Below are 2,450 nucleotides of genomic sequence, written 5' to 3'. Positions count from 1 at the left end.
ACTGGATCTACAACAACCGCAGTCAGGTCGAGCGCCTCTGGGCCAGGCTCAAGGAATGGCGTGCCATCGCCACCCGCTACGAGAAAACCGCCGCCAGCTTCATGGGCGTCCTCTCCCTCGCTGCAGCTCTCGATTGGCTCAAGCGATGACACGCCCTAGGAGGGCGTCGAGCTTTTCCATGGCGCGCTGTAGCGGCGAGCGGTTATCTCGACAACCGCACCTCGGCGGGCAGTCAGGCCGGCCGGCAAGATCCCCTCGGCATGCCAGGCCCAATCAGACGCATGATCAATCGAGGAGGCCAGCAGCCATCAAAGCTGCGGTCACGGAAGGGATCTGTACAACTTGAACGGATTTGAGGGTCAGTGAGTTTAGGGCACCGAAGCGTCTCAGCTTCAAAGCGAGAAGCCGTGTGCCGATGGTCAAAGCCATGAGCCCTGAATTTGAAGGCTTGTTCGAGCCCGATGAGGCTACGCCGCTGGAGCGCCTTCGTGAACGCGTAGCGACGTGGGCGACGCTCGCGCTGATCATGGTGTTCTTGTTCGTCACCATCGCCTTGTGGGGCTATGCGACGTGGTGGGTCTTGATGAAGTTGATCGGTCTACTCGCCTGACACACCAGCCTCAGGTGCCCCATGGCACCAAGCCGCGAACTCGACGATGCCGACAAGCCAAACGGTGCTGAGCAGGATCGCGGTGTTGAATGTGAGATGCATTCCCGCATCCTCCCCCATTTTCGTTAAGGAAGCTGTGGCCAGGGACTACGTAAGTAGCAACAAAATTCGTTGCTGCACTGCGGCGCGGTGCCCCTGTAGGTGCTACTTCGTCTAGCGGAACGCATCGCTTGGAGCAGATCGCTGGCGGGGTCCGCGTCGCCCTTGCGCTGTCCCAGGTCAGGGTGCTGATCAGACCGAGCGTCGTCGCATGGTGCGTGTCTCAATGCGGCGTGGCTCATCAGAGCGGCAAGGCCTCCAACTCCCGTACACGCGTTACCCAAGACGATATTCAAGAGGGCCAATGCCCTCAAAAGCCGTTTACACGCCTGGACTCATTGTTGCATGTTGCATCGCACTTGACTTTCTGTGCGTGCGAGGCGCGAGAGCATGCTTGAATTGATGAGGCAGATGGCCGTCAGCATAGCGGAGCTTGAAGCTATGGCGGATCAGCAGGCAGCACTCGCTGATATTCTCACTACACATGATGCAGCGGATGCTATACGGCGGGCGGCACAGCATCATCGGCTTCAGGCTGACGAACTCCGTTTAGTGCTCGCTTCCCTTGGTTCACACTGCGCAGCCGAGACCGTGCCGACGCCTACTGTCACTATCAGCTCATTTGCCCCCTAGTGCAGTGACTCAGACGGATGGTTCAGGGCCTCGGCTGACGGCGGCGAGGATATCGGTGGCGGGTTTGGTCCAGACGAAGGGTCTGGCGCTCCGGTTGTGTTCGGCGATGTAGCGATTGATGGCCGCCTGCAGGTCGACGACGCCGGTGAAGGAGCCTCGCCGCAGCCGACGCCGGGTGAGCGCCGAGAAGAAGCCCTCGACGGCGTTGTGCCACGAGGCCGAGGTCGGGGTGAAGTGGACAATCCAGCGCGGGTGGCAGGCGAGCCAAGCGCGCACCTTCGGATGTTTGTGGGTGGCGACGTTGTCGAGGATGGCGTAGATCACTTTGCCGGGCGGGACGGTGGCCTCGACGGCGTCCCGGCAACCGGATGAACTCGCCGTTTCGGTGGCGCTGCATGCAGCGGCCGAGCACGGTACCGGCCAGGACGTCGAGGGCGGCAAACAACGTCGTCGTGCCGTGACGGGTATAGTCGTGGGTCTGGGCGGCGGGATGGCCCGGGGGCGAGCGGCCGATCGGGGCGGGTCCGCTCCAGCGCCTGGATCTGGCTCTTCTCGTCGATGGACAGCACCACCGCGTGGGCGGGTGGGTTCATGTAGAGGCCGACGACATCCTCGACCTCGGCGGCGAAGGCCGGATCGCGCGACCGTTTGAATGTGCGCAGTCGATGCGGTTGGAGGCGGTGAGCGTCCCAGATCCGCTGCACGGCGCGCAACGATATCCCAACCGCCCGGGCTACGGCACGTCCGGTCCAATGGGTGACCTCGCCTGGTGGCTCCGAGCAGGTCAGCGCCAGCACTTCAGCCACCGTCTCGGTTGGGTGGGGTGGCGTGCCGGGCGGACGCGTCTTGTCGCGCAGAAGACCTTCGACGCCCGCCTCAGCGTAGCGCTGCTGCCAGCGCCACACGGCCGGGCGGCTGACGCCCACCCGCCGAGCCACATCTTGAACGCTTAGGGCGTGTCATCGCTTGAGCCAATCGAGAGCTGCAGCGAGGGAGAGGACGCCCATGAAGCTGGCGGCGGTTTTCTCGTAGCGGGTGGCGATGGCACGCCATTCCTTGAGCCTGGCCCAGAGGCGCTCGACCTGACTGCGGTTGTTGTAGATCCAGT

Annotated in this window: 3 protein-coding genes and 1 pseudogene; 2 read left to right on the top strand and 2 right to left on the bottom strand. The window is 63.1% G+C overall.

Translation table 11 applies throughout. The features are described from left to right. Together FV227_RS28400 and FV227_RS28395 are read left to right on the top strand one after the other, a co-directional pair. Positions 1 to 149 (top strand): transposase (locus FV227_RS28400; RefSeq protein WP_147860417.1); only part of this gene is annotated, 149 nt, incomplete at its 5' end. Between the two features lie 266 nt (positions 150 to 415). Further along, entirely contained in the window at positions 416 to 610 is a 195-nt protein-coding gene (locus FV227_RS28395) for a hypothetical protein (protein ID WP_147860461.1), read from the top strand. Positions 611 to 1,351: 741 nt separating this feature from the next. Here FV227_RS28395 and FV227_RS28390 read toward each other — a convergent pair. Together FV227_RS28390 and FV227_RS28385 are read right to left on the bottom strand one after the other, a co-directional pair. Then, positions 1,352 to 2,295, bottom strand: a pseudogene (locus FV227_RS28390) (IS630 family transposase); the annotation flags it as partial. A 6-nt stretch (positions 2,296 to 2,301) separates the two neighbouring features. Continuing rightward, positions 2,302 to 2,450 (bottom strand): transposase (locus FV227_RS28385; RefSeq protein WP_147860417.1); only part of this gene is annotated, 149 nt, incomplete at its 5' end.

This window comes from Methylobacterium sp. WL119, from assembly GCF_008039875.1.
GTDB lineage: Bacteria > Pseudomonadota > Alphaproteobacteria > Rhizobiales > Beijerinckiaceae > Methylobacterium.
This window is presented reverse-complemented; position numbering and strand designations above follow the sequence as displayed.